The 245-nt window shown below is 52.2% G+C and carries 1 protein-coding gene; it reads left to right on the top strand.

Annotated features, from left to right (window positions below; genetic code table 11):
• Window positions 1-76 precede the first annotated feature (76 nt).
• Window positions 77-245: response regulator (locus ACCD03_RS25625; protein WP_413413297.1), on the top strand; the 169-nt coding region annotated here is incomplete at its 3' end.

The following is a 245-nucleotide window of genomic DNA, read 5'->3' as shown; positions in this document are numbered from 1 at the left end:
GGTTTGGTTAGATACAACTTGATTCTCGTCTACGTTCTGGCCACCCGCTTACGCGAGGTGGTTCTGACATCATCCTATGGCAAGAAAATCGATACTCGTCGTTGATGACGAGAAAAATCAGCGGGAAATACTTGAAACGATCCTCTCGAGCGAGGGTTATGACGTAACGACGGCGAGTTCCGGCGAGGCGGCGATGAAGTTCGTTCAGACGCGGCGGTTCGACTTGGTGCTGACCGACCTCAAGA

It is taken from the genome of Ralstonia sp. Ralssp135, assembly GCF_047304345.1.
Lineage (GTDB): Bacteria > Pseudomonadota > Gammaproteobacteria > Burkholderiales > Burkholderiaceae > Ralstonia > Ralstonia chuxiongensis.
The sequence above is the reverse complement of the archived record's forward strand: the minus strand, read 5'-3'. Positions and strand labels throughout refer to the sequence as shown.